Origin of the sequence: Nonomuraea rhizosphaerae (assembly GCF_019396405.1) — a bacterium.
In the GTDB taxonomy this organism is placed as follows: domain Bacteria; phylum Actinomycetota; class Actinomycetes; order Streptosporangiales; family Streptosporangiaceae; genus Nonomuraea; species Nonomuraea rhizosphaerae.
The window spans coordinates 1-2,354 of the sequence record NZ_JAHKRL010000068.1; the positions used below are offsets into that span (position 1 = coordinate 1).

Here is a 2,354-nt window from a genome sequence, read left to right on the forward strand (position 1 = left end):
GGACGGAGAGCGTCGCATCCAGGCTCGACAAAACCGCCCGGTCCGAAAGACCGGGCGGCTGGTCGGTGCCCCGGGTGGGATTCGAACCCACACTGTGCGGGTTTTGAATCCGCTTCCTCTGCCATTGGGATACCGAGGCAAGAGTCCCGACGAAGGAGAACTCGTCCATTTTGCGCGGTTGAAGCTTAGCCCAACCTGGGGCCAAAGCGATCCGGCGTGGATCTAATCTAGCGGACGTCGGTACTCTTCTGCTCGTGAGTACGCAGCGGCGAGTGGTGATCGCGGAAGACGAGGCGCTGATCCGCCTCGATCTCAAGGAGATGCTCGAAGAGGACGGCTACGTCGTCGCGGGTGAGGCCGGTGACGGCGAGCAGGCGATCCAGCTGGCCACCGAGCTGAGGCCGGACCTGGTCATCCTCGACGTCAAGATGCCCGTGCTCGACGGCATCTCGGCGGCCGAGCGGATCGTGGCCGAGCGGATCGCCCCGTGCCTCATCCTCACCGCTTTCTCCCAGCGGGACCTGGTGGAGCGGGCCAGGGACGCGGGGGCGATGGCCTATCTGGTCAAGCCGTTCACGAAGGCCGACCTGGTGCCGGCGATCGAGATGGCGGTCAGCAGGCACGAGGAGATGGTGGCGCTGAGCGCCGAGGTCTCGACGCTGTCGGAGCGGCTGGAGACCAGGAAGCTCGTCGAGCGGGCCAAGGGGCAGTTGATGGCGGCTCACGGGTGGAGCGAGCCGCAGGCGTTCCGGTGGATCCAGAAGGCGTCGATGGATCGCCGGTTGAGCATGCGTGAGGTTGCTCAGATCGTTATCGACGACGCGGCGGAACGTGCCTGAGAAAGCCGTATATCACCGGTTTTGTCGGCGTGGGTTGTGACCCGATCACGAGTGGGCATCCAACCGGCCTCGGTTTCCCTCGGCACGGCCGTAAGGGCCGCATCCTGATGGGCGGACGCAAGATCCGCTCATCAGGACGGAGATGTTGCGATGATCCGCATTTCCCGGGCGCTGGCCGTCGCCACCGCGGCCGGTCTCGCGCTGGCGGCGTGTTCGAGCGGTGGCACGACCACCGCGCCCATCGCCTCCGGGTCGGCCGCCGCTCCATCGAGCGCGCCGGCCGCCAAGGGGGACGGCACGCTGACGATCGGCACGGTGCTGCCGCAGACGGGTTCGCTGGCGTATCTGGGGCCGCCCGAGATCGCCGGGGTGGACCTGGCGGTCAAGGAGATCAACGAGGCGGGCGGGGTGCTGGGCAAGCCGGTGACCAAGTACGACACCGACTCCGGTGACACGACCACGAACATCGCCTCGCAGTCGGTGGACAAGCTGCTCGCGCAGAAGGTGGACGCGATCATCGGCGCCGCGTCCTCGTCCGTGTCCGAGTCGATCATCGACAAGATCACGGGGGCGGGGGTGGTGCAGTTCTCGCCGGCCAACACCTCGGACGCGTTCACCACGATCAAGGACAACGGGCTCTACTTCCGCACCGCGCCGCCGGACAAGCTGCAGGGGCGGGTCCTGGGCGACCTGGTGGTGTCGGACGGCAACGACGCCGTCGCCATCCTGGCGATGCAGGACTCCTACGGCACCGGCCTGGCCGACCAGGTGACGCAGACGGCCGAGGCGGGGGGCGCGCAGGTGGTCGAGCGGGTCGACTACGACCCGAAGGCGGCCGACTTCTCCGCCGACGTGGCCAGGATCAAGGCGGCCAACCCCAAGGGCATCGTGCTCATCGGCTTCGACGAGACCGCCAAGGTGGTGCAGGAGCTGGTCAAGCAGGGCCTGACGACCGACAAGTACAAGTGGTACATGGTGGACGGCAACATGTCGAACACCAACTTCGCGCAGATGCCCAAGGGCACGCTCAAGGGCGTCAAGGGCACCATCCCGGGCGCGGCGGCGCCGGAGGCGTTCCAGAAGCGGCTGCTGGGCGTCAATCCCAAGCTCACCAACTACACCTACGCGGCGGAGTCGTACGACGCGGCGAACCTGATCGCGCTGGCGGCCGAGGCCGCCAAGGACGACGCGGGCACGGCCGTCGGCGCCAAGCTGGTCGAGGTCAGCAAGGGCGGCGAGAAGTGCACGGACTTCAAGTCGTGCGCCGAGCTGCTCAAGGCGGGCAAGGACATCGACTATGACGGCGTGAGCGGGCCGGTCGACTTCAACGACGTGGGGGACCCGTCGGTGGCGACTATCGGGGTCTATCAGTACAGGTCGGACAACAAGTACGACGCGGCGAAGGCGCTGGAGTACCGCAAGGGCGACATTTCCGGTTAGCGCCCCGCCGGAGGCGCGTTCCGGCACACCCGGCGGAGGGTGAGGCGTCCGGGGGCCTCACCCTCCGGCGGCGTG

2 protein-coding genes and 1 tRNA gene are annotated in these 2,354 nt (G+C 67.5%); 2 read left to right on the forward strand and 1 reads right to left on the reverse strand.

Annotation, left to right across the window (positions count from 1 at the left end):
* Positions 1 to 66 precede the first annotated feature (66 nt).
* A tRNA-Leu gene (locus KME77_RS03135) sits at positions 67 to 139 on the reverse strand.
* A gap of 115 nt (positions 140 to 254) precedes the next feature.
* On the opposite strand from KME77_RS03135, the gene KME77_RS03140 reads away from it, so the two are divergent.
* Together KME77_RS03140 and KME77_RS03145 are read left to right on the forward strand one after the other, a co-directional pair.
* Positions 255 to 839: an ANTAR domain-containing response regulator gene (locus tag KME77_RS03140; protein WP_308250523.1), complete on the forward strand. Its 585-nt coding sequence runs from the start codon at positions 255 to 257 to the stop codon at positions 837 to 839.
* Between the two features lie 150 nt (positions 840 to 989).
* Complete coding sequence (locus KME77_RS03145; protein WP_219461718.1) at positions 990 to 2,279, forward strand: ABC transporter substrate-binding protein; 1,290 nt, start codon at positions 990 to 992, stop codon at positions 2,277 to 2,279.
* Positions 2,280 to 2,354: the final 75 nt, after the last annotated feature.